Raw genomic sequence first — 25,654 nt, 5'->3', positions numbered from 1 at the left:
GCCGATGCTAGAGGATCTCCAGGTTGCGCTTGAGTTCGAACGGGGTCACCTGGCTGCGGTACTCGCGCCACTCCTGGCGCTTGTTCGCGAGCACGTAGTTGAAGACCTGCTCGCCGAGCGTCTCGGCGACCAGCTCCGACCCCTCCATGTACTCGATGGCGTGGTCGAGGCTCGCCGGCAGCGACTTGTAGCCCAGCGCGCGGCGCTCGGCGTCGCTCAGCGACCACACGTTGTCCTCGGCCTCGGGCGGGAGCTCGTAGCCCTCCTCGATGCCCTTCAGGCCCGCGGCGAGCAGGAGCGAGAACGCGAGGTACGGGTTCGCCGCGGAGTCGATCGCGCGGTACTCCACACGCGCGCTCTGGCCCTTGTTGGGCTTGTAGAGCGGCACGCGCACGAGCGCAGACCGGTTGTTGTGGCCCCAGGTGATGAAGCTCGGCGCCTCGTCGGCGCCCCAGAGGCGCTTGTAGGAGTTCACGAACTGGTTGGTGACGGCCGAGATCTCGCCGGCGTGGTGCAGCAGGCCAGCGATGAACTGGCGACCGATCTTCGACAGCTGGTACTGTGCGCCGGCCTCGAAGAAGGCGTTGCTGTCGCCCTCGAACAGCGACATGTGCGTGTGCATGCCCGAGCCCGGCTGGTCGGAGAACGGCTTCGGCATGAACGTGGCGTACACGCCCTGCTCGATCGCCACCTCCTTGATCACCGTGCGGAAGGTCATGATGTTGTCGGCCATCGCGAGCGCGTCCGCGTAGCGGAGGTCGATCTCGTTCTGGCCGGGACCGGCCTCGTGGTGGCTGAACTCGACCGAGATGCCGAGGTCCTCGAGCATGCGCACCGAGCGACGACGGAAGTCGTGCGCCGTGCCGCCCGGCACGTTGTCGAAGTACCCGGCCGAGTCGACGGGCTGCGGGCCCTCGGCGCCGATCTTCGACGACTTCAGCAGGTAGAACTCGATCTCGGGGTGCGTGTAGAACGTGAAGCCCGCGTCGGCGGCCTTCTCGAGGGTGCGCTTCAGCACGTTGCGGGGGTCGGCGACGGCCGGCTCGCCGTCGGGCGTGGTGATGTCGCAGAACATGCGCGCGGTCGGGTCGATGTCGCCGCGCCACGGGAGCGTCTGGAACGTCGTGGGGTCGGGGTGCGCGAGCAGGTCGGACTCGTAGCTGCGGGTGAGTCCCTCGATCGCGGAGCCGTCGAATCCCAGCCCCTCGGTGAACGCCCCCTCGACCTCCGCCGGCGCGATCGCCACCGACTTCAGCGTGCCCACCACGTCGGTGAACCAGAGCCGGACGAACTTGACGCCCCGCTCCTCGATGGTCCGGAGCACGAAGTCCCGCTGCTTGTCCATCTACACCCTCTCTCGCTTCGTCTAGGCTACTGGCTCCGCAGCCCGGCCACGACCCGGCGCGGGCGCGCGTCGGCGTGCCCGGCAGTGCGGCGGATGCCGCCGGGCGGCCCATGCCGCATGGCTAGACTTGCCGCATGCCAGAGCTGCCTGAGCCGTCCGCCGACCCGTCGTCCGCCGCCGCCGAGCAGAACCCCTACGGCGGGGCGTCGGGGCGGGCCGCAGGCCCCCGACGCGTCCGCACCCGGCACTTCCAGAACGCCAAGGAGCAGGGCATCCCGATCACGGGGCTCACGAGCTACGACCAGCTCACGGCACACATCTTCGACGAGGCGGGCATCGACTTCCTGCTGGTGGGCGACTCGGCCGGCAACAACGTGCTCGGCTACGACACGACGCTGCCGGTCACCGTCGACGAGCTCATGCCGCTCACCCGGGCCGTGGCGAAGGCCGTGACGCGGGCGTTCGTCGTCGCCGACATGCCGTTCGGCTCCTACGAGTCGGGTCCCGAGGAGGCCCTCCACACGGCGGTGCGGTTCATGAAGGAGTCGGGCGCGCACGCCGTCAAGCTCGAGGGCGGGCGGCGCAGCGCACCGCAGATCGAGCGCATCGTGCAGTCCGGCATTCCCGTCATGGGCCACGTGGGCTACACCCCGCAGTCCGAGCACGGCCTCGGCGGCCACATCATCCAGGGCCGCGGCGACGCGGCCGACCGCCTGGTCGAGGACGCCGTCGCCGTGCAGGACGCCGGCGCGTTCGCGGTCGTGCTCGAGATGGTGCCGGCGGATGCCGCGAAGCGGGTGACCGAGACCCTGGCGATCCCGACCATCAGCGTGGGCGCAGGACCGCACACCGACGGGCAGCTGCTGGTCTGGACCGACTGGGCGGGCCTGACCACCGGCCGGATCCCGAAGTTCGTGCGCCAGTACGCGAACCTCGCCCAGACGCTCGGCGACGCCGCGCGCGCGTGGCGCGCCGATGTCGACTCCGGCGTCTACCCGGGCCCCGAGCACAGCTACGAGTAGGTCGGGCCGCCGGGCGCGGGGATCAGTCCTCCGCGGCATCCTCCTCGGCCCACTTCGCGCTGTTCGCGCGCAGGATCTCGAGGGCCCGGGCGGCCTCACCGGCCGTCGGGAACGGGCCCACGCGGTCGGCGGACGGGGACACGAAGCCCCGCTCGACCTCGCCGGTGCGCATGTTGTACCAGTACTGATCTTCCCCCTGGGACGTCATGTCCCGATCCTACGCCCGACCGACGCGCCCCTCCCCGGCGTGCCGGGCTCGCGCTAGGGTGACCACATGGGCGGGGAGCGAGCCATCGGCATCGACATCGGCGGAACCGGCATCAAGGGGGCGATGGTCGACGTCGACGCCGGCGAGCTGGTCTCCGATCGCATCAAGGTGCCGACGCCGCAGGGGGGCGAACCGGCCGACATCCTGGAGGCCACGAAGGAGCTCCTCGGGCAGCTCGACCACGACGGGCAGACGCCGATCGGCATCTGCTTCCCCGCGATCGTGCGGCACGGCCGCACGATGTCGGCGGCGAACATCTCCGACGAGTGGATCGGCCTCCCGGCCGAGGCGCTGTTCGAGAAGGAGCTCGGCGTGCCCATCCACTTCATCAACGACGCGGATGCCGCGGGCTACGCCGAGTCGCGGTTCGGTGCCGGCCTGGGCGAACGCGGACTCGTGATCATGACGACGCTCGGCACCGGCATCGGCTCCGCGCTCCTCTACGACGGCGTGCTGGTGCCCAACTCGGAGCTCGGCCACCTCGAGATCGACGGCAGGGATGCGGAGAGCCGCGCCGCGTACTCGGTGATGGAGCGCAAGGAGCTCACCTGGGAGAAGTGGGCCAAGCGGCTGCAGCGCTACTACGAGACGGTGGAGTTCCTGTTCTCCCCCGACCTGTTCATCGTCGGCGGCGGGGTCTCGAAGCGGCACGAGCACTTCCTGCCGCTGCTGAAGTTGAACACCCCGATCGTGCCGGCGGTGCATCGGAACAACGCGGGCATCCTGGGCGCCGCCGCGATGGCCGTGGTGTACGGCACGGAGTGGGCGGCCGGCGTGGAGCATCCGTCGTCGTCGAACGAGGGGTGACACCGGCGTCCCGGTGGGGCGAGCGGGCCGGCTGATACGCCGGGTTCTGTTCACCGGGCGCTTGCGCGACACCGGCTGGACGGCCATCTCTCTCGGGGCCACGTCGCCGTGACCCTCCAGCGGCCCACCCGGGAACGGGACGGGCAGCCCCATGGTTCCCTGTCTGGCCTTGCTCCGGACGAGGTTTGCCGAGCCGACCGCGTCACCGCGGCCGCTGGTGGGCTCTTACCCCACCGTTTCACCCTTGCCGCGGGCCGGAGCCCGTGGCGGTCTGCTTTCTGTGGCACTGTCTCGCGGGTTGCCCCGGGTGGGTGTTACCCACCGTCCTGCCCTGCGGAGCCCGGACGTTCCTCGGCGCCCGATCGCTCGGGCGACGCGACCGTCTTGCCGACCCGCTCGCACCCTCCAGCCTACCGGTCGGAGGCGCGCGCCGGGTGCGGCGTCAGAGGCCGGACTCGTCGGTGCGCACGAGGATGCGGTCGCAGTCGGGGCACTGCAGCACGTCGTCGTCCGCGGCGCGACGCACGTCCTCGAGGTCGGACCCGGTGAGCGTGATGGTGCAGCCGCCGCAGGTGCGCTGGCGCAGCAGCGCCGCCCCGATGCCGCCGCCGGCGACCCGGCGACGCTCGTAGAACGCCGCGAGGTCCTCCGGCAGGCCCTCGGCGATGGCCGCGCGGTCGCGCGCGACCTGGTCGCGCTCGGTCGTGAGCGCACCTGCCGCCTCGTCGCGCTCGTCCGAGACGCGGGCGATCTCGCCGGCCAGGTCCTCGCGCTCGTCGTCGATGCCGTGCACCGCGGTCTCGTGCTCCTCGACGCGCTCCATGACGGCGAGCTCGATGTCCTCGAGGTCGCCGAGGCGGCGTCGCAGCGATGCGAGCTCCGACTCCAGGCCCGCGACGTCCTTCATCGAGGTGCTCGACGCGAGGCGGGCGTCGTCGCGCGCGATCCGCGCCTCGACGACCTCCACGTCGGACTCCACGCGACGCAGCTCGGCCCGCGCGTCGTCCAGCGCACCGGACGCCTCGGTGCGCCTGCGGCGCGCCTGGTCGTCGCGGCTGCCGAGCTCGGCGAGCTGCTCCGCCTGCGGCAGCGCGCCGAGCCGGTGCGCGATCTGCTGGAGTCGGGTGTCGAGCGCCTGGAGGCGCAGGAGCTCCTGCTGCGCTGCGGGAGTGGCCTTCACGTGTTCTCCTCGGTCTGGGGGTGGTGCGGATGCGCCGGAGCGGTCAGTGTACGACGGCGAAGTCCCACGGGTCGGTGCGCGACTCGCTGACGTCGACCTCGACGCCCGGCAGCGCGGCGCGCAACTCGGTCGCGGCGGCGTCGAGCCAGAGCCATTCGCTCGCCCAGTGCGACACGTCGACGAGCGCGGGCCCGGAGCCGGCGGTGAACGTCTGCTCGCGCGACTCCGAGGCCGGGTGGTGCCGGAGGTCGGCCGTGACGTAGGCGTCCGCCGCGCGCACGGCGGAGTCGGCGAGCAGCGAGTCGCCCGCTCCCCCGCACACGGCGACGCGGCGCACGGGCTGGTCGTAGTCGCCCGCGACCCGCACGCCGCCCGCGGTCGCGGGCAGCAGGTCGAGCACGCGTCGCGCGAAGCGCCCGAGCGTGACCGGCTCGGCGAGATCGCCCACCCGACCGAGCCCTCGGGACGGCACGGCCCCCGGCACGATCGGTTGCGCGTCGACCAGGCCGAGCCCGGCGGCGAGCACCGCTGAGGTGCCCTCCTCCACCACGTCGGCGTTGGTGTGGGCGCCGAGCAGCGCGCATCCGCCTCTGATGAGCCGCGCCAGCAGCGCACCCTTGTAGCGGTCCTCCGCGACCGAGGTCACCCCGCGCAGGAGCAGGGGGTGATGCGTCAGCAGCAGGTCGTACCCGCCATCGAGCGCCTCGTCGACGGTGATCCCGACGGGGTCGACGGCGAGCAGCACGCGCGACACCTCGGAGCGCGGGTCGCCGCTGACGAGGCCGGGCGCGTCCCACGCCTCCGCGCCGTCGAGCGGCCAGAGCCGGTGCGCGGCGGCGACGGCGTCGGCGAGGGAGACAGGCACGTGCGCCAGCCTAGCGCGGGGGCGTCGGCGGGTCTCCCGGGCCGGCGCCCGGCCCGTACTGCTCCGACTGGAGTCGCATGAGCTCGCGCATCGACGTGTCGCGCCCGACGCCGTACACCGTGCCGGGGAAGTCCAGCTCGCGCTGCACGGCCCAGAGATCGTCGTGCCGATCGGGTGCGAACAGCTCGGCGGGCGTGCCGGCCGCGATCCATCCGATGGGCACCACCGTGCCCGGCGCGAGCGTCGAGTTCACCTGCACGACGCCGTGGATCCGCACCTCGGAGCCGGTGCCGATGCGGGAACCCGGGAAGAGCGCGGCCCCGGTCGCGAGGAAGACCTCGTCCTCGACGCGCGCGCCGTTCACGTGCGCGTGCGGGCCGACCAGCACGGCGTCGCCGATCACCACCGGGTGCTCCTCGCGCGCTCACAGTACCGCGTGCTCCATGACCACGACGTCGGTGCCGATCCGCACCGACCCGCGGCGGCCGTCGAGGACGGCGAAGTCGAGCACGCGCGATCCGGGTCCGATCGAGACGTCGCCCCGCAGCACGGCGTGCGGCGAGACCCAGGCGTCCGGATGCACGTCTCCCATGCGGGCAGTCTAGGAGCCGCCGCGCACGGCCGTCGCCGTTCCCGTCGCGGAGGACCCGATCCGACACCGCGGCGGGTCCTTCGGCCCGCTGCGGGGCCCGGGCCGGTGGAATCATCCCGTGCATGGCCCGCGCTCGCAGCGGGCCCGGATCGGACCGACGACGACGTCGATGCCGAGAGGAGCCATCATGGACACCCGAACGTCCGCAAGCCGGCGCGACTTCCTCCGGATCGCAACCGTGGCGGGGGCCGGACTGGTCTTCGTCGGAACCGTCGGCGGCACCCCGTTCCGGGTGCCGCTCGCGGCGGCCGAGGTCCCCGGAGGGTCGCTGCCCCCCGGCGACATCCCGAAGTACCAGGCGCCGGTGCTGGTGCCGCCGGTGATGCCCCGGTCGGGGACCATCACGATGCCCGGCGGGAAGCCCGCGGACACCTACGAGATCTCGATGCGGCAGTTCACCCAGCAGGTGCTGCCGACCCCGCTGCCGGCGACCACGCTCTGGGGCTACGGGGCGGTGAGGGCCGCCTCGAAGCGCGGCCTGCTCCTGCACAACGCCCCGTCGCTCACGATCGAGGCCTCCTACGACCGGCCCGTGCGCGTCACGTGGATCAACGCCCTCACCGACGATGCGGGCCGCGCGCTCCCGCACCTGCTCCCGGTCGACCCCACGCTGCACTGGGCCAACCCGCCGGGAGGCACCGGCGGTCGCGACTCGCGCCCGTCGTTCACGAGCACCCCGGACGCCTACGAGGGGCCGGTGCCGATCGTCACCCACGTGCACGGCGCGGTCGGCGTCGGGGACTACAGCGACGGCTACACCGAGGCCTGGTTCCTCCCCGACGCGATCGACATCCCCGCGTCCTACGCGACCGAGGGCACCTGGTACGCATTCTTCGCCGCGAAGGCGGCAGCCGCATACGGGCAGGACCCGGCCTACGCGTGGGGCCCCGGCACCGCCGTGTCGCAGTACCCCAACCTGGGACGCGCCTCGACCGACTGGTACCACGACCATGCACTGGGGATGACGCGACTGAACGTCTACGCCGGACCCGCCGGGTTCTACCTGATCCGGGGCGGCCCGCAGGGCGACGACGCCGTGCTCGACTCCCGCGACGGGACGCGGGCCGTGCTGCCCGGCCCCGCGCCGCGCGAGAACGACAAGTTCCCGCCGAACAAGTCCTACCGGGAGATCGCCCTCGCGGTGCAGGACCGCTCGTTCAACGCGGACGGCAGCCTGTTCTACCCGGACACGCGCACCTTCTTCGACGGCATCGACGGCCCGTTCATCCCCGACAGCGAGTTCTCGCCGATCTGGAACCCCGAGTTCTTCGGGAACACGCTGATCGTCAACGGGACCACCTGGCCGTTCCTGGACGTCGAGCAGCGCCGGTACCGGCTCCGGTTCCTGAACGGCTGCCAGTCGCGCTTCCTCATCCTCGACTTCGCGGGCGTCCCCGGCGTGCGCACCTGGGCGATCGGCAACGAGGGCGGGTTCCTCGATGCGCCGGTCGACCTCACGTCGAGCACCGGAGACCGCCTGCTCCTCGGGCCTGCCGAACGGGCGGACCTCATCGTCGACTTCACGGACGTGCCGGTCGGGCAGTACGTGCTGCAGAACGTCGGGCCCGACGAACCGTTCGGCGGCGGCGTGCCGGGGGTGGACTTCGATCCCGCCGACCCGCTGACGACCGGCCAGGTGATGCAGTTCCGCGTCGCGCCGGCCGTCGGGCAGGACGCCACGACGCCTCCGGCCTTCCTGCAACTGCCGCTGCGGACGCCGCTGCCACCGGAGACCGCGACGCGTCGGCTCGCGCTCATCGAGGAGTCCGCGGTGGCCGGCAACGGCACCGAGGGGCCCGTCGAGGCCCAGCTCGGCGTCGTCGCCGACGACGGCACCTGGTCGGAGCGCACCTGGGACGAGGCGCTCACCGAGAACCCGACGGTGGGCGGCACCGAGGTCTGGGAGCTCTACAACACCACCGGCGACGCGCACCCGATCCACATCCACGAGGTCGCGTTCGAGGTCGTCGATCGGCAGCCGATCCTCGTCGACGAGGGCACGTCGCACGTCGAGCCGGTCGGTTCCGCAGTTCCGCCGGAGCTGTGGGAGACGGGCGTCAAGGACACCGTGATCGCCTACCCGGGCGAGGTGACCCGCGTGCGCGCGCAGTTCAACACGCCCGGCCAGTACGTCTGGCACTGCCACATCGTCGAGCACGAGGACAACGAGATGATGCGCCCGTTCCGCGTCGGCCCCCCGCAGACCGGCCAGCCGACGTAGGCGGTCGCCGGCGGGAGGCGAGGCGTGGGCCCTACCGGGCTCGAACCGATGACATCCACGGTGTAAACGTGGCGCTCTACCAACTGAGCTAAAGGCCCTCCGCCGCCTGCGCGACCCTGCGAGTCTACCGTCGTCGAGCTGCTCCGACCGCCCACGGCGCCGGGCACGGACCGCATGGCGCGGCGCCGCATCCGCCGATTGGCGTCGCTCGCTCCGCGAGACCCTAGGATGGCAAGGTGTGCCGCGTGCCGCGACCCGGCCGTCACCAACGCGCGCCGTCACGGCAGGATCTGCCACGAGAGACACGAGAGAGGTCGAGTGTGACTGTCAACGACCAGGACCCGTACTCCGCAACCGAGATGGACTCCGACCCGGAGGAGACGGCGGAGTGGTCCGAGTCCCTGGACGCGCTGGTCGCGTCGCAGGGCCACCAGCGCGGGCGCGAGATCATGCTCAGCCTGCTCAAGCGCTCCAAGGAGCTGCACCTCGGCGTGCCGATGGTGCCCACCACGGACTACCTGAACACCATCGCTCCGGAGAACGAGCCGGAGTTCCCCGGCGACGAGGGACTCGAGCGCCGCTACCGCGCGTGGATCCGCTGGAACGCGGCGATGCTCGTGCACCGCGCCCAGCGCCCCGGCATCGCCGTCGGCGGCCACATCTCGACGTACGCATCGTCGGCCGCGCTCTACGAGGTCGGGTTCAACCACTTCTTCCGCGGCCAGGACCACCCGGGTGGCGGCGACCAGGTCTACGTCCAGGGCCACGCCTCCCCCGGCACCTACGCCCGCGCCTTCCTCGAGGGCCGGCTCACGACCGACCAGCTCGACGGGTTCCGCCAGGAGAAGTCGCACGCCCCGAACGGGCTGCCCTCCTACCCGCACCCGCGGCTCATGCCGGAGTTCTGGCAGTTCCCGACCGTGTCGATGGGCCTCGGCCCGATCAACGCGATCTACCAGGCGCAGCTCAACAAGTACCTCACCAACCGCGGCATCAAGGACGCCAGCGACCAGCAGGTCTGGGCGTTCCTCGGCGACGGCGAGATGGACGAGGTCGAGAGCCGCGGCCAGCTGCAGGTCGCGGCGAACGAGGGCCTCGACAACCTGAACTTCATCATCAACTGCAACCTGCAGCGTCTCGACGGCCCCGTCCGCGGCAACGGCAAGATCATCCAGGAGCTCGAGAGCTTCTTCCGCGGCGCCGGCTGGAACGTCATCAAGGTCGTCTGGGGCCGCGAGTGGGACGACCTGCTCGGCCGCGACGACGAGGGCGCCCTGCGCAACCTCATGAACATCACCCCCGACGGCGACTTCCAGACCTACAAGGCGGAGTCGGGCGCGTACGTGCGCGAGAACTTCTTCGGACGCGACCCGCGTGCGCTCGAGCTCGTCAAGGACCTCTCCGACGACGACATCTGGAACCTCAAGCGCGGCGGCCACGACTACCGCAAGGTCTACGCCGCCTTCAAGGCCGCCAGCGAGCACAAGGGGCAGCCCACCGTCATCCTCGCCAAGACCATCAAGGGCTACGGCCTCGGTCCGGCGTTCGAGGGCCGCAACGCGACCCACCAGATGAAGAAGATGACGCTGGACAACCTCAAGACGTTCCGCGACACCATGCGCATCCCGATCACGGACGCGCAGCTCGAGGAGAACCCCTACCTCCCGCCGTACTACCACCCGGGCGAGGACGACGAGGCGATCCAGTACCTGCACGAGCGCCGGCGCGAGCTCGGCGGCTACCTGCCGGAGCGCCGCACGAACCACACCGCGATCTCGCTGCCCGACGACTCGGCCTACGCGATCGCGAAGAAGGGCTCGGGCCACCAGGAGATCGCCACGACGATGGCCTTCGTGCGCCTCCTGAAGGACCTCATGCGTGCGAAGGACTTCGGCAACCGCATCGTGCCGATCATCCCCGACGAGGCCCGCACGTTCGGCATCGACGCGTTCTTCCCGAGCGCGAAGATCTACAACCCGAACGGCCAGCACTACACCTCGGTCGACCGGGAGCTGCTGCTGGCGTACAAGGAGAGCCCGCAGGGCCAGATCGTGCACGTCGGCATCAACGAGGCCGGCGCGATGGCGGCGTTCACGTCGATCGGCACGTCGTACTCGGTCGAGGGCGAGCCGCTCATCCCGATCTACGTCTTCTACTCGATGTTCGGGTTCCAGCGCACGGGCGACGCCATGTGGGCCGCAGGCGACCAGATGGCGCGCGGGTTCATCATCGGCGCGACCGCGGGCCGCACCACGCTCACGGGCGAGGGACTGCAGCACGCCGACGGGCACTCGCCGCTGCTGGCGTCGACGAACCCCGCGGTCGTCACCTACGACCCCGCCTACGGCTACGAGATCGGCCACATCATGCGGGCCGGCCTGAAGCGCATGTACGGCGGCGAGCACCCCGACCCGAACGTCATGTACTACCTGACGGTCTACAACGAGCCGATCGTGCAGCCCGCCGAGCCCGAGGGCGTCGACGTCGAGGGCATCGAGCGCGGCATCCACCGCATCTCGGCCTCGCAGGTGCAGGGCCCGAAGGCCCAGGTCATGGCCTCCGGTGTCGCCGTCCCGTGGGCGCTCGAGGCGCAGCAGCTCCTCGCCGACGACTGGGGCGTGTCGGCCGACGTGTGGTCGGTGACCTCGTGGTCGGAGCTGCGCCGCGACGGCCTGGCCGCCGACGAGCACAACTTCCTGAATCCGGATGCCACGCCGCAGGTGCCGTACCTCACGAGCAAGCTCGAGTCGGCCGGCGGCCCGTTCGTCGCGGTGACCGACTACATGCACGCGGTGTCCGACCAGGTGCGCGCGTACGTGCCCGGCGACTTCGCGACGCTCGGCGCCGACGGCTTCGGCTTCAGCGACACCCGCCCCGCCGCGCGTCGCTTCTTCACCATCGACGGCCCGTCGGTCGTGGTGCGCACGCTCGAGATGCTCGCCCAGCGCGGCGAGATCGACCGCGGCATCCCGGCGCAGGCCATCGAGAAGTACCGGCTGCACGACGTGAACGCCGGCACCACCGGGTCCGCCGGGGGTGAGAGCTAGCCGACGTGGCCGCCAACCGGACGAAGGCGGAGACGCTCGCATGGCTGCGGACGATCTCCGGTGAGTTGTCGACCGCGACGCTCAAGCGACTCGAGGACACGCTGCCGTGGTACGGCGACATGCCTCCGAGCCGCCGCTCGGCGGTCGGCCTCGTCGCGCAGGCGGGCATCACCTCGTTCATCGCCTGGTTCGACGACCCGCGGTCGACGCCGTGGATCGCCGCCGACGTGTTCGGCGCGGCCCCGCGCGAGCTCCTGCGCTCGGTGAGCCTGCAGCAGACGCTGCAACTCATCCGCGTGACCGTGGAGGTCGTCGAGGAGCGGGTGAAGGACGGCGGCGAGCCACTGCGCGAGGCGATCCTGCTGTACTCGCGGGAGATCGCGTTCGCCGCCGCCGACGTCTACGCGCGCGCCGCGGAGGCGCGCGGCCTGTGGGACGCGCGCCTCGAGGCGCTCGTCGTCGACTCGATCCTCTCCGGCGAGTACGACGAGGAGCTGCCGAGCCGCATCGCCGCACTGGGCTGGCACGGACACGGCGAGGTCGCGGTGCTGGTGGGCACCACGCCGAAGACGCTCGACGTCGACCAGGTGCGCCGCGCCGCACGGCACATGGCCGCCGACGTGCTGATCGGCGTGCAGGGCAGTCGCCTCGTGCTCGTCGTCGGCCGGTCCGACCCGCGCACCCACGACGGCGACGAGCAGATCGGCACGTCGGCCGCGCTCAGCTTCATGGAGATCGCCGTCGCGCTCGAGCCGCACTTCGGGCCCGGGCACCTGGTGCTCGGCCACGAGGTGCCGAACCTCGTCGACGCCTCGAAGAGCGCCCGTGCGGCCCTCGCCGGGTTCGCCGTCGCCCGGTCGTGGCGGCACGCCCCGCGACCGGTGCACGCCGACGACCTCCTGCCCGAGCGGGCCCTCGCGGGCGACCCGCTCGCCCGGGCGACCCTCGTGCATCGCATCTACCGGCCGCTGCAGGCGCACTCGACCGAGCTGCTCACGACGCTCTGGTGCTACCTCGACAACGGCCGCTCGCTCGAGGCGACGGCCCGCGAGCTCTTCGTGCACCCCAACACCGTGCGGTACCGGCTGAAGCGCGTGTCGGACGTCATCGGGTGGGACGCCACGGGTGCGCGTGAGGCGCTGATCCTGCAGGCCGCGCTCATCATCGGGTCGATGAGCGACCACGAGACCCCGGTGCGCCGGTCCTGATCCGTTCCCGGATGTCGCTGTGGCATCTGGACAACGGTTCGCGCCGAGCCTTGTCGAGCATGCACACTCGCGCCGCGCGTCGCGTTGGCAGACTGGAACGGTGATCGTCGTCGTGTGCCCGGGTCAGGGATCCCAGACCCCCGGCTTCCTCTCGCCCTGGCTCGCAGAGCCGTCGTACGCCGCCCACCTGGCCGAGCTGTCGGATGCCGCCGGCGTCGACCTCGTGCGGCACGGCACCGAGAGCGATGCGGACACGATCCGCGACACGGCGATCGCCCAGCCGCTGATCGTCGCCGCGGGCCTGATGACGTTGCGAGCGCTCACCGAAGACGGCGGACGCGAGCGCATCGGCGGCATCGCCGGGCACTCGGTCGGCGAGCTGACCGCCGCAGCGGGCGCAGGCGTGCTCTCGGAGCACGACGCGATGCGGCTCGTCGCCGTGCGCGGGCGGGCGATGGCCGACGCGGCCGCCCTCGAGGAGACGGGCATGAGCGCGGTGCTCGGCGGCGACGCCGAGTCGCTCGACGCGAAGCTCGCCGAGCTCGGCCTGGCGCCGGCGAACGTCAACGGCGGCGGCCAGGTCGTCGTCGCGGGCGCCCGCGACGCGCTCGCGAAGCTCGCCGAGGACGCCCCGCGCGGCGCACGCGTGGTGCCGCTCCAGGTCGCCGGCGCATTCCACACGGCGTACATGGCTCCCGCGGTCGATCGACTCGCCGAGGCGGCCGGCACCCTCGACGTGCACGACCCGTCGCTGCCGCTCTGGACCAACAACGACGGGTCGATCGTCGAATCGGGCGCCCGCTACCTCGAGCTCATCGTCGGACAGGTCTCATCGCCCGTGCGCTGGGACCTGTGCATGGCGTCCTTCGCCGACCGCGGCGTCTCGGGCATCATCGAACTGGCACCGGCGGGCGCGCTGGTCGGCCTCGCCAAGCGCGGGCTGCGCGGCGTGCCGTCGGTCGCGGTCAAGACGCCCGACGACCTGGCCGCTGCGCGCGACCTCCTCGACGCCGTCGCGTGAGCGGCACCCGACCCCGACAGAGAGCACCCATGACGACCCCCACCCTCAAGCAGGCCACCGGCCCCGCATACACGCGCATCCTCGCTCTGGGCGCGGCCCGCGGCGACCGCATCGTGCCCAACGACGACCTGATCGGGCCGATCGACTCCTCCGACGAGTGGATCCGCCAGCGCACCGGGATCGTCACGCGCACGCGCGCCAGCGCCGGGATCGGTGCGGTCGACCTCGCCACCGAGGCCGCGAAGGAGGCGATCGAGCGGTCGGGCGTCGACCCGGCCGAGATCGACCTCGTCATCGTCGCGACCATCAGCAACACCCTGCAGACCCCGTCGATCTCGGCGATCGTCGCCGACCGGGTCGGTGCGAACCCGGCCGCCGCGTACGACTCGAACGCGGCCTGCGCCGGCTACGCGTACGCAGTGGCCCAGGCCGACGCCCTGATCCGCACCGGCGCCGCCCACTACGCGCTCGTGATCGGCGCGGAGAAGCTCTCCGACGTGGTCGACCCCGCCGACCGCTCGATCTCGTTCCTGCTCGGCGACGGCGCCGGCGCCGCGGTGATCGGGCCGAGCGAGACGCCCGGCATCTCGCGCACGGTCTGGGGCTCCGACGGCTCGAAGGCCGACGTGGTCTCGATGAACGCCAAGCTCACCGAGTTCCGCGACGGCACGGCCGCCTGGCCGACGCTCCGCCAGGAGGGTCCCGCGGTGTTCCGCTGGGCCGTCTGGGAGATGGCCAAGGTCGCCAAGCAGGCGCTCGAGGCGGCCGGCGTCGAGGCATCCGACCTCGCCGCCTTCATCCCCCACCAGGCGAACATGCGCATCATCGACGAGTTCGCCAAGCAGCTCGGGCTGCCCGACACGGTCGCCATCGCCCGCGACATCGAGACCACCGGCAACACGTCTGCCGCATCCATCCCGCTCGCGACGCACCGCCTGCTGACCGAGCACCCCGAGCTGTCGGGCGGCCTCGCCCTGCAGATCGGGTTCGGCGCCGGGCTCGTGTTCGGCGCGCAAGTCGTGGTTCTTCCCTGAGCCGCATCCACCCCCCTCTAGACTGAACCCCGGTCATACGAGCGACATCACAAGGAGAAACGCACCATGGCACTGTCCACCGAAGAAGTCCTGGCCGGCCTGGCCGAGCTCATCAACGACGAGACCGGCATCGCGACCGACACGGTCGAGCTGGACAAGTCGTTCACCGACGACCTCGACATCGACTCCATCTCGATGATGACCATCGTGGTCAACGCCGAGGAGAAGTTCGACGTGAAGATCCCCGACGAAGAGGTCAAGAACCTCAAGACCGTCGGCGACGCCGTCGGCTTCATCGTCAAGGCCCAGGCCTAGTCGCATCGGGTGGGGCCGGCCGCTCGTCGGCCGGCCCCACGACATGCCCACGCCACCCCCTCCCCGAGAGAGTCCATCGTCATGACCAAGAAGATCGTCGTCACGGGAATCGGCGCCACCACACCGCTCGGCGGCACCGCCGTCGACACCTGGAAGGCGCTCCTCGCCGGAACCTCCGGCGCCACCAGCATCGAGGCCGGATGGGCCTCGGAGCACGAGCTGCCCGTCACCTTCGCCGCGCAGGCCGCCGTGCCCACCGCGGACGTGCTCGCGCGGCACGAGACCAAGCGTCTCGACCCGTCGAGCCAGTTCGCGCTCGTCGCCGGCCGCGAGGCCTGGGCCGACGCCGGTGCGCCCGAGGTCGCGCCCGAGCGGCTCGCCGTCGACTGGTCGACCGGCATCGGCGGCGTCTGGACGCTGCTCGACGCGTGGGACACCCTGCGCGAGCGCGGCCCGCGCCGCGTGCTGCCCATGACCGTCCCGATGCTCATGCCCAACGGCCCGGGCGCGGCGATCGGCATGGACCTGCACGCGCGCGCCGGCATCCGCACCGTCGTGTCGGCCTGCGCCTCGAGCACCGAGGCGATCGTGAACGCCTACGATCACCTGCAGGACGGCCTGGCCGACGTCGTCATCGCCGGCGGCTCGGAGGCGGCCATCCACCCGCTGCCCATCGCCGCGTTCGCGTCGATGCAGGCGCTGTCGCGCCGCAACGACGACCCGTCGGTCGCCTCGCGCCCCTACGACGTGAGTCGCGACGGGTTCGTGCTCGGCGAGGGCGCTGCTGCGCTCGTGCTCGAGACCGAGGAGCACGCCAGGGCCCGCGGCGCCCGCATCTACGCCGAGGTGCTCGGCGGGGCGATCACGAGCGACGCGTACCACATCACGGCACCCGACCCCGAGGGGTCGGCCGCGGCCCGCGCCATGATCGCCGCCGTGCGCAACGCGGGCGCCGAGCTGTCCGACGTGCGCCACATCAACGCGCACGCGACGAGCACGCCCGTGGGCGACATCGCCGAGTACAACGCGCTCCGCCGCGTGTTCGGCGACGGGCTCGACGACATCGCCGTGACCGCGACCAAGTCGTCCACCGGCCACCTGCTCGGCGGCGCCGGCGCGATCGAGGCCATGTTCACGGTGCTCGCGCTCTCCGAGCGCGTCATGCCGCCGACGATCAACCTGTCGGAGCAGGATCCGGAGATCCCGCTCGACGTCGTCACCGAGCCGCGCGCGCTGGGCGACGGCGACGCGCTGGCGATCAGCAACTCCTTCGGGTTCGGCGGCCACAACGCCGTCGCGGCGTTCCGCACCGCCTGACCCGCCGCGCGGCCGTCGCCACTCCTTACGAGGTGGTGACGGCCGCGCGAACCGTCCGTGCGCATGCGCGGCCGGATGCCATGATGGGCGCGTGACTCCCCGATCCATCGCCCTCACCGTCGTCGGCGTGCTCGTCGCCGGCGGCATCGCCACCGCCGTGGTCTTCGCAGCGACGGGCGGCGACGACGCCGTCGAGACCGCCGCATCGCCGTCGGCGCGCGCCGCGGCCGAGCCCGCGACCCCGGACGCCACCGAGGACGGCGGGACCACGGAGTCGGCGGATGCCGCGGATGCCTCCGGTGCCGCACCCGACGCCGCGACGCCGGGTGCGTACGTCGACTACTCCCCTGCCGCGCTCGACGCCGCCGAGGGCGAGCGCGTGCTGTTCTTCCATGCGACCTGGTGCGTGCAGTGCCGCGCGCTCGAGGCCGACATCCTGGCCTCCGGGGTGCCCGACGGCGTCACGGTGCTGAAGGTCGACTACGACTCGCACCAGGACCTGCGCGCGCAGTACGGCGTGACGCTGCAGACGACGCTCGTGCACGTGGACGGCTCCGGTGCGCTCGTCGACCGCTACGTGGCCTACGAGCAGCCCGTGCTCGCGCCGTCGCTCGCCGCGCTCGGCATCGCCGGGAGCTGACGCCGGCCGTGCTCGCACTGACCCTCGCCGCATTCGCCGCGGGCGTGCTCACGGTGCTCGCGCCGTGCGTGCTGCCGCTGCTGCCCGTGATCGTGGGCGGCTCGGTCGTGCGCAGCTCCACCGACGCCGAGGTCGCCGAGCGCGCCTGGTACCGCCCGTTCGTCATCGCGGCCAGCCTCGCCGTGTCCGTCGTGGCGTTCACGATGCTGCTGAAGGCGACGACGGCGCTGCTGGGCGTGCCGGTGCTGGTCTGGCAGCTCCTGTCCGGCGTGATCGTGGCCGTGTTCGGGCTGACCCTCGCGATGCCGCGCACGTGGGAGCGCATCCAGCTCGCGACCGGGTTGCAGGCGCGCGGCGGGCGGCTGCTCGATGCCGGCTACCGTCGCGGCGGGCTGGGCGGCGACGTGCTGCTCGGCGCCGCGCTCGGGCCCGCGTTCTCGAGCTGCAGCCCGACCTATGCGCTGATCGTCGCCACGGTGCTGCCGGCTTCGCTGGCCGCGGGCACGCTCTACGTGTCGGTGTACGCGCTGGGGCTCGCGCTGGCGCTGCTGCTCATCGGGCTCGCCGGGCAGGGCCTCGCACGGCGGCTCGGCTGGCTCGCGGACCCGAGCGGGTGGTTGCGCCGCACGGTCGGCGTGCTGCTGGTGATCGTCGGCGTCGGCGTGGTGCTGGGGCTCGACAAGACGCTGCAGACCTTCGTGCTCGACCAGGGCTGGTACGCCCCCATCGAGGAGCTCGAGCGGTCGCTGCTGCCCTGACGCATCGCCACGCGCCAACATGGGGGGCGGGCGGCGGATGCCTCGTGGCATCCGCCGCCCGCGGGGCGAACCGGGTGCGTTTCGCTCGCACGCACCGCCGGGGAATCCCTCATCCGACGACGCGGAGCGCCACGCGGCCCGGTGCGCGGGCCCGACCGCTACCCCACCTTGTGCAGCCAGACCACGGGTGCGAAGTCGCTCGCGTGGCGGAACGGCTCCAGTTCGTCGTCCCATTCCTGCCCGAGCGCGAGGCGCAGCTCGCGGTGCAGCTCGACGGCATCGGCGCCCGCGATCTCCATGGCGTACCGGACCCGGTCCTCGGGGACGACCACGTTCCCCGACGTGTCGAGCTGCGCGTGGAACACCCCGAGGTCGGGCGTGTGCATCCACCGCGCGCCGTCGGAGCCCGGAGACGGGTCCTCGGTGACCTCGAATCGCAGGTGCTCCCACCCGCGCAGCGACGATGCGATGGCCGCGCCCGTGCCCTGGGTTGCCTCCCAGTACACCTCGGCGCGCTGGGCGCCGCGCAGCACCGGCTGGTCGGCCCAGTCCAGGCTCACCGCCTGGCCCAGTGCGCGACCGATGGCCCACTCCACGTGCGGGCAGAGTGCGCGAGGCGCCGAGTGCACGTAGACCACGCCCCGCGCAGGCATGGCCTGCCGAGTTGCATCCGTCATCTCCTGCTCCGTTTCTCGAGGTGCGTCTTCCCCTACGACCTCGGGCACGGATGGAGCTTCGTGTTCAGCTGTCGGCGCGAGTCGCCTCGCGTCGAGGCAATCTTCCCCCACGAGGCCCGGAATGACAAGGGTGTGATCCGCGGTTCGCCCACGCCGATCCGGACGACCGGGGCGTACGGCTCGGCACCCTCACGCGTCGGAGTAGCGGTCGACGATCGCGAGGTCGAGCGGGAAGTCGACCGGCGCATCCCCGAACAGCAGCTCGCCCGCGCGCACGGCGGCGTCGCGCACCACGTCGGCGGCCGCATCCGCGCACCCCGCCGGAGCGTGCACGATGACCTCGTCGTGGAGGAAGTAGACCAGGTGCGGGCGGCCCGCGAACACCGGGCCGGCGGCGGTCGACCGGCGTGCCGTGACGGGCACCTCGAGGGCGTGCAGCCCGCGGCGGATCTCGGCCAGCCAGCACAGCGCCCACTCCGCCGCGGTGCCCTGCACCACGAAGTTGCGGGTGAACCGGCCCCATTCACGCGCCGTGGTGCGGGCCCGCCGCTCGTCGGCGGGCGTGGCGTCGGGCTGCGAGGCGGCCGACTGCAGCGCGCGCCAGTCGGCGGAGGGCGCGGGCGAGCAGCGCCCCAGGAGGGTCGTCACGACGCCTCCGGACTCGCCGACGCGCGCGGCGGCGTCGACGAGGCCCATCGCCTGCGGGTACGCCCGCCCGAGCCGCGGCGCGAGCCGGCCGCCGTCGCCGCTCGACGCGCCGTACATGGCGCCGAGCATGGCGACCTTCGCCTCGTCGCGGGTGGCGACGACGCCGCGCCGCACGATGCCGTCGTACAGGTCGGCGCCGCGAGCGGACTCGGCCATCGCCCGGTCGCCGGCCATCGCAGCGAGCACGCGCGGCTCGAGCTGCGCCACGTCGGCGACCACGAGCCGCCACCCGGGGTCGGCGACCACGGCGCCGCGCACCGCCTTGGGCAGCTGCAGCGCGCCTCCCCCGCGGGTCGCCCACCGGCCGGTGACCACGCCGCCCGGCAGGTAGTCGGGACGGAACCGGCCGTCGCGCACCCACTCGTCGAGCCAGGCCCAGCCGTTCGCGGCGAGCAGGCGCGCGAGCTTCTTGTACTGCAGCAGCGGCGCGATCGCCGGGTGGTCGACCTCCTGCAGCTCCCACGCCCGCGTCGTGCGCACCGGCAGGCCCGCCCGCTGCAGGGCGCGCAGGAGCTCCGACTGGGAGTCGGGCTGCACCGGGCCGCCGAGCGCGTCGGCGATCTCGGCCTGCAGCTCCTCGAGGCGACGCGGCTTGCGCCCGCTGGCCGGTCGATCGCCGAGCGCCGCCTCGAGCACCGCCTCGTGGGCGTCGCGGCGCCACGGAATGCCGCCCGCGTGGATCTCGGCGGCGACGAGCGCTCCCGCCGACTCCGCCGCGAGGAGGAGGCGCAGCCTCGGCGCATCCGCTCCCGACGCCTCGATCGCGGCCCGCTGCCGGTCGTACTCGGCGGTGGACTCGGGTGCCGAGTGGAGGTCGACGCTGCGGGTCGGCGCGACGGATGCCTCGAGCTCGCCGAACTCGAACAGCGGCGTGCCGCGGGATGCGGCCGACGGCAGCGGCTCCGCGGGCGGGGCGTCCCAGCCGGCGTCGTGGCCCTCGGCGGCGTCGTAGCCCTCGACCAGGCTCGACGCGCGGAGGATGGCGCGGGCCAGCCGCAGGTCGTGGCAGCGCTCGACGCGCACGCCCGCGGCGAGCAGCGGCCGGTACCAGTGGCGCGTGTCGCTCCAGACCCAGCGCGGCCCACGCGTCTCGAGTTCGGCCACCCGCACCGGCAGGTCGGCGTCGGCCAGCCGCTCGACCGTGCCCTCCTCGAGGTGCACGATCGAGGCCGCGCCCGATGCGGCGCGGGCGAGGAGGAGGTGCACGCCTCCCATTCTGGCCTGCACCGGGGACGCGGGGTGCCGGTGTCGCCGGGTGGTGGGAGCATCCGGGGCATGACGACGACGCAGCATCCCGCGCCCGCTCCCGGCCTCGGAGCCGTGCGATGACCGCGGTGCGCTTCGGCTGCGGCCACGGCGCCCCGCGCGGCGACGGCGTGGTCGCGCTGTCGCGTCCGTGCCCGCTGTGCATGCTGCTCGACGAGACGCAGCGCTCGCGTCGCGAGCTCATCGCGAAGGCCGCACCGCCCGACCGGCGCGCGGTCGCCGTGGAGACCCGCGTGGGCGCCGAGTACGAGTGGCGCTGCCCGCGCGGGCACGATCGCTACCGGGCGTCCGTGCGCGCGGTGCTCACGGGCCCGAGCTGCGCCAAGTGCATCCGGAACGCCGCGTCGCCCGGCGCCGCGCGCGAGGCGGGCCTGGCCTTCATGAAGCCCGGACTGAAGGTGCGCACCTCCGCGACCGAGCAGCGCCTGCGCATCATGCTGGCCCGTCGCATCCGCCTGCACCACCGCGTGAACGCGGTGCGCACGGCGCGCATGTTCTACGGGAGGCAGGAGGTCTGGCCCGACATCCTCGTGCCGCAGCTGCGCATCGCCGTGGAGTACGACGACCCCGGTCGCGGCGGTCGCGCGCACCGCGGGCTCAAGGAGGGCTCCGACCAGGAGAAGGACGCGGCGCTGAACGAGGTCGGCTGGGAGGTCATCCGCATCCGCGCCCGTGGGCTCGAACCGCTCGGCCCCTACTCCGTCACGTGCACCGGTCTCACCGAGGACGTGGTCGACGAGGTCGTGGCGCTCATGCGGCGCATCCGGGGAGACCTGGCGGTCGATGCGCTGCGGGTGCCCGACGAGGCGCTCGCGACGTGATCACTCGTCCTCGTCGTCGTCCTCACGCGACATCCGCACGAGGCGCACGACCGCGAGGATGAGGGTCGTGAGCAGGGAGGCGACGACCAGCAGCGCGAAGGCGACGCCGGCGGGGGTCGAGACGTCCAGCATGCAGCGACCCTATCGCGGTCAGGTGGCGGCGATGGCGGCCGCCACCGTCAGTCCGTAGACCGCCGGGATCGACAGTCCCTCGAACCCGATGCCCTTCCGCTCGCGCACGAGCAGGCCCGCCGCGAGCACGGCCGTCATGAGCGCCGTGCCGCCGAGCAGCACCAGGCTCGACGGGCCCGCGGCCTCGTAGATCGTGCCGTCGGTGTACGCGGCGTCGGCCACGGGGATCATCAGGCTGTCGAAGAGGTTGCCGCCGATGATGTTGCCGACCCCGAGGGTCAGCGCGCCCATCCGCACGGCGGCGATGAGCGTCACGAGCTCGGGCAGCGACGTGATCGCGGTCGTCACCGTGAAGCCCGTCACGCCGCTCGGCCACCCCGTGGCCGCGATGAGGCCGAGCCCCGACTGCCCGATCACCCAGCCGGTCGCGCCCACGATGCCCGCGAGCACCACGAGCCGGCGCCAGAGCACCCGCGTCGGGATGCGCTCGTCGTCGTCCTCCTCGGACTCGCGCTGCGTGTCGGGCGTCTGCACCGGCTCCCACATGGGGTCGGCACGCATGCGGTTGGTGAGGAACAGCCCGTAGCCGTACAGCAGCGGGATCGCGAGGGTCGCCGGATGGATCCAGCCGATCGCGAACTCCGGCGTCGCGTATGCGACCACGGGCACGGCGAGGATCGCCACCAGCACGAGCGACTGCAGCAGGTTCTCGAGCGAGGCGGCCGAGTGCTCGAGGTTCGCGCGGCGGTAGACGAGGTCGGCCACGGCGAGCCACACGGTCTGCACCGCGATGCCGCCGACGGGGTTCGCGAGGGCGAAGCCCGCGTCGCCCGCCGTCGCGCCGGTCACGGTCGTGATGATGCCGGGCAGCGAGGTCACGGCGCCGAGGAACAGCGCCCCCGCGAGGGCCTGCCCCATGCCGGTGCGCACCGCCAGCAGGTCGGCGGTGCGGGTGAGCCTCCAGCCTGCCGAGACGATGACGAGGCCGGATGCCACGAGCCCGAGGATGCTCGCCCAGAGCGGCCAGGCGCCCGTCACGCGCGCGCCGTGCTCGGTCGAGCGGGGCGGGCGGCGCGGGCGTGCGGGGAGGACGGCATGCGCGGCAGCCTAGGCGGGCGCGCTGCCCGGCGCGACCGCTTGACGCGCGCTCGGCCAGGACGATACGACGGCGGATGCCGCGTGGGACTAGACGTCGCCCCCGATGCGGCCGTGCCGGCCGAGGTCGGTCTGCGCCTCTGCGAGGTTCATGTTCTGGTCGCTCTCGCGGGAGCCGTAGGTGTGCACCTTCGGCTCGTCGCGGCGGATGAAGAAGTACCACGACGCCCCGCCGACGACGACGACGAAGACCCCGATCCCGATCAGCAGCTGGAGATCCATGCGCTCCACGCTACCGCGTTCCGGTCCGCCGCCTCCGGAAACGCACAGTGCCCGCGCCCGGCCGCGTCAGACTCCCCAGCACCGACCCCGGTGCTCGGGCCGCACGCAGACGTCGACGACCTGGAAGCGGCAGCCCCGCCCGCGCCGCCGCATCGCTCGACGGACGGCGTCTCGGCGTTGCCACCGGCTCAGCGCGCGAACCGGGTGCCCGTGCCGGGCGCGAGCGCGGCCGCGATGCGTTCGCGGTGGTCGTCGCCGAGGTCGGACGGGAGCCCGTCGAGCGGGAACCACCGGGCGCGGGCCGGCTCGGGGGCATCCGTCGCCGGCGCCGCCCGCAGGCGGAAGACGAGGTTCAGGTACTGCGCGCGATCGCCGTTCGCGTACTGCAGGGGCCGGGTGACGTGCACCCACGCGAGCCGGTCGGTCGTCGCATCCGCACCCGTGTCGAGACGGACGGCGCGCTCGATCGCCGGCGCGGGCTCCTCCCCCGGGCCGAGCACCGCGGCGACGGGCGCCCACAGGCCGGTCTCGGACCGGCGCACGAGCAGGCAGCGCGAGGCATCCGCGTCGAGCACCACGCCCGTGACGCTCGTGAGCCAGAGCGGGTCGTGGCCGACGGCGCGGCGCAGCCGACGCAGGTACGCATCGGCGTCCTCCACCGCGCTCCTACGCCTCGGCCTCGGGGATGGCCAGGCCCCGGTCGAACACGCTGTGGCGCAATGGCGTCTCCATCGCCGCGACGATGTCGGTGAGGTCGACGTCCTCGAGGCCGCCCGGCTTCCACTCGGGCACCGTGTCCTGGTGCAGCGTGCCCGTGTTCTGGGCGACGAGCGCCTGCACGCCCGTGAAGAGGTCGGGCTGGGTGGTGAACCAGCGGGCGAGGCGCAGCTCGCGCTCGAGCGCGTCACGCAGGGTCTCGCCGTCGCGCGCGGCGCGCACCGAGCGCAGGGTGGCGACCAGTGCCGTCGGCGACAGCCGGAGGAGCATCTCGGCGGCCTCGCCCGCAGCGGTCGCGGCGTCGGGGTCGGCCGAGTCCTCCGCCTTCAGGCCCTGCACCGCGCGACCGTTGGAGAACGACCACAGCCGCTCGAGGATCGCCTCCACCGAGTCGGCCGAGTAGCAGGCGTCGATCCAGTCCTGCCGCGCCAGCACCGGCGAGGGCCCCGCGTCGACGGCGAACTCGGCGACCGTCGCGGCGTGGGCGCCGGCGTCGGCGTCGAGGAGCGCGGCGGTGAGCTCCTCCACGCGGTCGGCGGGCACCATCGCGTCGGCGAAGTCGAGCGCGATCGCGTCGGCCGCGGTCAGGTCGACCGAGTTCAGCGCCAGGTAGGTGCCGATCTCGCCGGGCGTGCGCGCGAGCCGCCAGGTCGCCCCGCCGTCGGGCACGAAGCCGTAGCCGGTCTCGGGCTGCCCCAGCTTCACGCGGTCGGTCACCACGCGGGTGGCGACGTGGCCGCCGAGCGAGATGCCGCCGCCCATCGTCATGCCGTGCATGATCGAGGCGACCGGCTTGGGGTACTCGGCGAGCTTGGCGATCACCCGGTACTCGTTGCGGAAGAACACCGAGCCGATGGTCATGCCCTCGGCGGCCCGCGCGAGGATCTCGCGGAAGTCGCCGCCCGCGCAGAACCCGTAGTCGCCGACGCCGTCGAGCAGCACGGCCTCGACGGCATCGTCCTCCGCCCAGGCGTCGAGCGCGTCGCTCAACCCCTGCATCATGGCGAGGTCGATGGCATTGATCGAATCGGGACGGGTGAGACGCAGGTGGCCGACGGATCCCCGGACCTCGGCGCTGACAGGCGTAGACATCGTCCCCCACGCTACCGGGCCGGAGGCCGTGCGCGAGACCGGCTCGCGCCACGGCGCCGTGTCGCACCCGACGGATGCGCGGGTCGCGGCACGCCGTTCCCGTGCGGTTCGGCATCCTTGGAGTCATGTCCCGTTCGCCGCTGCAGCTGCCCGACTGGCACGGGAGGAGGGCGCTCGTCACCGGCGCGTCGAGCGGCGTCGGAGTGGAGGTCGCGCGGGCGCTCGCCGGCGCCGGAGCCGAGGTGCTGATGCCGGTGCGCGACCGCGGGAAGGGCGAGCGGGTCGCCGACGAGATCCGTGCGTCCACACCGGACGCGCAGCTCCACGTCCGCGACCTGGACCTCGCGGTACTCGACTCCGTGCGCGGCCTCGCGGACGCCCTTCGACGCGAGGAGCGTCCCATCGACCTGCTCGTGCTGAATGCCGGAGTCGTGCTGCTGGGCGAGCACGGCAGGCGCGTGACCGTCGACGGCAACGAACTGCACCTCCAGGTGAACTTCCTCGGGCACGCCGCGCTGGTGCTCGGGCTCCTGCCGCTGCTTCGGAGGCGCGGCGCACGCGTGGCGATCCAGTGCAGCCTCGCCGCCGCCACGGCGCGCATCGACTGGGACGACCCGCAGCCGGAACGGCGCTACGCACCGATGCGCGCGTACGCGGCCTCGAAGCTCGCGCTGGGACTGTTCGGCATGGAACTGGGGCGCCGGAGTGCCGAGGTCGGGTGGGGCATCCGCGTCAACCTCTGCCACCCGGGCGTGGCACCGGGCACCGGCATCGCGCCCGCGGTGCGCGCCCTCGTCCCGCCGGTCCTGCTGCATGCGGCCGAGGAGCACACCGGCAACCCGCCGGCGCAGGCCGCCGAGCCGGCGCTCCTCGCGCTGGCGAGCGAGGGCGACGGCACCGGATTCTTCGGGCCGTCCGGCGTGCTCCAGCTCGCGGGCCCCGGTGCGGAGGAACCCGCGTTCCGTCGGCTGCGGTCGCCGACGGAGGCGGCGCGTGCCTGGCGGTTCGCGCTCGATCGCGTCGGAAGCGGCCGTCCGGCGGGGCCCGGCGACCGCGGGGGTGACGCCGCATCGACCGACGGTAGGGCGGACGGGACTTGAACCCGTGACCGATGGATTATGAGTCCACTGCTCTAACCGGCTGAGCTACCGCCCCGCGCACCGA

The 25,654-nt window shown here is 72.9% G+C and carries 26 protein-coding genes, 2 tRNA genes and 1 other RNA gene; 13 read left to right on the top strand and 16 right to left on the bottom strand.

Annotated elements, in window-relative coordinates; translation table 11 throughout:
• Positions 1-7 precede the first annotated feature (7 nt).
• Positions 8-1,345: a glutamine synthetase family protein gene (locus tag ABZK10_RS13720; RefSeq protein WP_353809859.1), complete on the bottom strand. Its 1,338-nt coding sequence runs from the start codon at positions 1,343-1,345 to the stop codon at positions 8-10.
• 134 nt (positions 1,346-1,479) lie between these two features.
• Here ABZK10_RS13720 and panB point away from each other — a divergent pair, with 134 nt between their 5' ends.
• Positions 1,480-2,367: a 3-methyl-2-oxobutanoate hydroxymethyltransferase gene (panB, locus tag ABZK10_RS13715; RefSeq protein WP_353809858.1), complete on the top strand. Its 888-nt coding sequence runs from the start codon at positions 1,480-1,482 to the stop codon at positions 2,365-2,367.
• 22 nt (positions 2,368-2,389) lie between these two features.
• Here panB and ABZK10_RS13710 read toward each other — a convergent pair whose 3' ends face one another.
• Positions 2,390-2,575, bottom strand: coding sequence for an SPOR domain-containing protein (locus ABZK10_RS13710; protein WP_353809857.1), 186 nt, complete (start codon positions 2,573-2,575; stop codon positions 2,390-2,392).
• Positions 2,576-2,641: 66 nt separating this feature from the next.
• On the opposite strand from ABZK10_RS13710, the gene ppgK reads away from it, so the two are divergent.
• Positions 2,642-3,442, top strand: a complete 801-nt coding sequence (gene ppgK / locus ABZK10_RS13705; protein WP_353809856.1) for a polyphosphate--glucose phosphotransferase — start codon at positions 2,642-2,644, stop codon at positions 3,440-3,442.
• 19 nt (positions 3,443-3,461) lie between these two features.
• On the opposite strand, the gene rnpB is transcribed toward ppgK, so the two are convergent.
• The 5 genes from rnpB to ABZK10_RS13680 all read right to left on the bottom strand — a co-directional run bounded on the left by rnpB (position 3,462) and on the right by ABZK10_RS13680 (position 6,079).
• An RNA gene (rnpB, locus tag ABZK10_RS13700) (RNase P RNA component class A) lies at positions 3,462-3,837 on the bottom strand.
• A gap of 47 nt (positions 3,838-3,884) precedes the next feature.
• Positions 3,885-4,622, bottom strand: a complete 738-nt coding sequence (locus tag ABZK10_RS13695) for a zinc ribbon domain-containing protein (RefSeq protein WP_353809855.1) — start codon at positions 4,620-4,622, stop codon at positions 3,885-3,887.
• 43 nt (positions 4,623-4,665) lie between these two features.
• Complete coding sequence (locus ABZK10_RS13690) at positions 4,666-5,487, bottom strand: Nif3-like dinuclear metal center hexameric protein (RefSeq protein WP_353809854.1); 822 nt, start codon at positions 5,485-5,487, stop codon at positions 4,666-4,668.
• Positions 5,488-5,497: 10 nt separating this feature from the next.
• Positions 5,498-5,893 (bottom strand): hypothetical protein, encoded by a 396-nt coding sequence (locus ABZK10_RS13685; RefSeq protein ID WP_353809853.1) that lies wholly within the window; start codon positions 5,891-5,893, stop codon positions 5,498-5,500.
• An 18-nt stretch (positions 5,894-5,911) separates the two neighbouring features.
• Entirely contained in the window at positions 5,912-6,079 is a 168-nt protein-coding gene (locus ABZK10_RS13680; protein ID WP_353809852.1) for a hypothetical protein, read from the bottom strand.
• Between the two features lie 187 nt (positions 6,080-6,266).
• On the opposite strand from ABZK10_RS13680, the gene ABZK10_RS13675 reads away from it, so the two are divergent.
• Positions 6,267-8,360 carry a multicopper oxidase family protein gene (locus tag ABZK10_RS13675; protein ID WP_353809851.1) on the top strand — a complete coding sequence of 698 codons (2,094 nt, stop codon included), beginning with the start codon at positions 6,267-6,269 and terminating at the stop codon, positions 8,358-8,360.
• 25 nt (positions 8,361-8,385) lie between these two features.
• On the opposite strand, the gene ABZK10_RS13670 is transcribed toward ABZK10_RS13675, so the two are convergent.
• Positions 8,386-8,458 (bottom strand) — tRNA-Val (locus tag ABZK10_RS13670).
• 222 nt (positions 8,459-8,680) lie between these two features.
• Here ABZK10_RS13670 and aceE point away from each other — a divergent pair.
• The 8 genes from aceE to ABZK10_RS13630 all read left to right on the top strand — a co-directional run bounded on the left by aceE (position 8,681) and on the right by ABZK10_RS13630 (position 17,700).
• Complete coding sequence (gene aceE, locus ABZK10_RS13665; protein WP_353809850.1) at positions 8,681-11,407, top strand: pyruvate dehydrogenase (acetyl-transferring), homodimeric type; 2,727 nt, start codon at positions 8,681-8,683, stop codon at positions 11,405-11,407.
• Positions 11,408-11,412: 5 nt separating this feature from the next.
• A complete protein-coding gene (locus ABZK10_RS13660) occupies positions 11,413-12,615 on the top strand; it encodes a PucR family transcriptional regulator (protein ID WP_353809849.1) in 1,203 nt (400 codons plus the stop codon).
• Between the two features lie 100 nt (positions 12,616-12,715).
• On the top strand, positions 12,716-13,636 hold the full coding sequence (locus ABZK10_RS13655; protein ID WP_353809847.1) for an ACP S-malonyltransferase: 921 nt from the start codon (positions 12,716-12,718) through the stop codon (positions 13,634-13,636).
• Between the two features lie 29 nt (positions 13,637-13,665).
• Positions 13,666-14,670: a beta-ketoacyl-ACP synthase III gene (locus ABZK10_RS13650; protein ID WP_353809846.1), complete on the top strand. Its 1,005-nt coding sequence runs from the start codon at positions 13,666-13,668 to the stop codon at positions 14,668-14,670.
• Positions 14,671-14,736: 66 nt separating this feature from the next.
• Entirely contained in the window at positions 14,737-14,985 is a 249-nt protein-coding gene (locus ABZK10_RS13645) for an acyl carrier protein (RefSeq protein ID WP_353809845.1), read from the top strand.
• A gap of 81 nt (positions 14,986-15,066) precedes the next feature.
• Positions 15,067-16,302: a beta-ketoacyl-[acyl-carrier-protein] synthase family protein gene (locus ABZK10_RS13640; RefSeq protein ID WP_353809844.1), complete on the top strand. Its 1,236-nt coding sequence runs from the start codon at positions 15,067-15,069 to the stop codon at positions 16,300-16,302.
• A 91-nt stretch (positions 16,303-16,393) separates the two neighbouring features.
• Positions 16,394-16,942 carry a thioredoxin family protein gene (locus ABZK10_RS13635; RefSeq protein WP_353809843.1) on the top strand — a complete coding sequence of 183 codons (549 nt, stop codon included), beginning with the start codon at positions 16,394-16,396 and terminating at the stop codon, positions 16,940-16,942.
• A gap of 8 nt (positions 16,943-16,950) precedes the next feature.
• Positions 16,951-17,700: a cytochrome c biogenesis protein CcdA gene (locus ABZK10_RS13630; protein ID WP_353809842.1), complete on the top strand. Its 750-nt coding sequence runs from the start codon at positions 16,951-16,953 to the stop codon at positions 17,698-17,700.
• 158 nt (positions 17,701-17,858) lie between these two features.
• Here the strand turns inward: ABZK10_RS13630 and ABZK10_RS13625 are convergent, their stop codons facing one another.
• Together ABZK10_RS13625 and ABZK10_RS13620 are read right to left on the bottom strand one after the other, a co-directional pair.
• Positions 17,859-18,377: a DUF3145 domain-containing protein gene (locus tag ABZK10_RS13625; protein ID WP_353809841.1), complete on the bottom strand. Its 519-nt coding sequence runs from the start codon at positions 18,375-18,377 to the stop codon at positions 17,859-17,861.
• Positions 18,378-18,566: 189 nt separating this feature from the next.
• Complete coding sequence (locus tag ABZK10_RS13620) at positions 18,567-20,300, bottom strand: bifunctional 3'-5' exonuclease/DNA polymerase (RefSeq protein WP_353809840.1); 1,734 nt, start codon at positions 20,298-20,300, stop codon at positions 18,567-18,569.
• A gap of 110 nt (positions 20,301-20,410) precedes the next feature.
• Here ABZK10_RS13620 and ABZK10_RS13615 point away from each other — a divergent pair, with 110 nt between their 5' ends.
• Positions 20,411-21,172 carry a putative endonuclease domain-containing protein gene (locus tag ABZK10_RS13615; protein WP_353809839.1) on the top strand — a complete coding sequence of 254 codons (762 nt, stop codon included), beginning with the start codon at positions 20,411-20,413 and terminating at the stop codon, positions 21,170-21,172.
• Here the strand turns inward: ABZK10_RS13615 and ABZK10_RS13610 are convergent, their stop codons facing one another.
• The 5 genes from ABZK10_RS13610 to ABZK10_RS13590 form a co-directional block, all read right to left on the bottom strand.
• Positions 21,173-21,304 carry a hypothetical protein gene (locus ABZK10_RS13610; protein WP_353809838.1) on the bottom strand — a complete coding sequence of 44 codons (132 nt, stop codon included), beginning with the start codon at positions 21,302-21,304 and terminating at the stop codon, positions 21,173-21,175.
• Between the two features lie 18 nt (positions 21,305-21,322).
• Entirely contained in the window at positions 21,323-22,342 is a 1,020-nt protein-coding gene (locus ABZK10_RS13605) for a sodium:calcium antiporter (RefSeq protein WP_353809837.1), read from the bottom strand.
• A gap of 147 nt (positions 22,343-22,489) precedes the next feature.
• Positions 22,490-22,681 carry a hypothetical protein gene (locus ABZK10_RS13600; RefSeq protein ID WP_353809836.1) on the bottom strand — a complete coding sequence of 64 codons (192 nt, stop codon included), beginning with the start codon at positions 22,679-22,681 and terminating at the stop codon, positions 22,490-22,492.
• A gap of 188 nt (positions 22,682-22,869) precedes the next feature.
• A complete protein-coding gene (locus tag ABZK10_RS13595) occupies positions 22,870-23,340 on the bottom strand; it encodes an NUDIX domain-containing protein (protein ID WP_353809835.1) in 471 nt (156 codons plus the stop codon).
• 7 nt (positions 23,341-23,347) lie between these two features.
• Positions 23,348-24,490 (bottom strand): 3-hydroxyisobutyryl-CoA hydrolase, encoded by a 1,143-nt coding sequence (locus ABZK10_RS13590; protein WP_353809834.1) that lies wholly within the window; start codon positions 24,488-24,490, stop codon positions 23,348-23,350.
• A 125-nt stretch (positions 24,491-24,615) separates the two neighbouring features.
• On the opposite strand from ABZK10_RS13590, the gene ABZK10_RS13585 reads away from it, so the two are divergent.
• Positions 24,616-25,590, top strand: a complete 975-nt coding sequence (locus ABZK10_RS13585) for an SDR family oxidoreductase (RefSeq protein WP_353809833.1) — start codon at positions 24,616-24,618, stop codon at positions 25,588-25,590.
• On the opposite strand, the gene ABZK10_RS13580 is transcribed toward ABZK10_RS13585, so the two are convergent.
• Positions 25,572-25,645, bottom strand: a tRNA-Ile gene (locus ABZK10_RS13580). The two genes, ABZK10_RS13585 and ABZK10_RS13580, sit on opposite strands and share 19 nt — an antisense overlap.
• Positions 25,646-25,654 lie beyond the last annotated feature (9 nt).

The organism is Agromyces sp. SYSU T00194 (assembly GCF_040496035.1).
Taxonomy (GTDB): Bacteria; Actinomycetota; Actinomycetes; order Actinomycetales; family Microbacteriaceae; genus Agromyces; species Agromyces chitinivorans.
This window is presented reverse-complemented; position numbering and strand designations above follow the sequence as displayed.